Genomic DNA, 236 nt, shown 5'->3' on the forward strand with positions numbered 1-236 from the left:
GCAGATGATTGGGGTGAAGTCGTAACAAGGTATCCCTACCGGAAGGTGGGGATGGATCACCTCCTTTCTATGGAGCAGGACCCCGGTCCCGCAGGGACCGGGCAGGGGCCTGGCTTGGCTTTCCTTTTGAGAGACACGATCTCTCTATTTGTTTTTTGCACGTTGGACCTTGACAACCGAATACCGAGACCAACACACAAGCAACACAAGGCTGCCGGCTGTTTCGGCCGGCGGCC

General features: G+C 56.8%; 1 rRNA gene. It reads left to right on the forward strand.

From position 1 onward, the window contains the following. Positions 1–67, forward strand: a 16S ribosomal RNA gene (locus Q0757_RS16980); the annotation flags it as partial. Positions 68–236 lie beyond the last annotated feature (169 nt).

This window comes from uncultured Marinococcus sp. (assembly GCF_947493875.1).
Lineage (GTDB): Bacteria > Bacillota > Bacilli > Bacillales > Marinococcaceae > Marinococcus.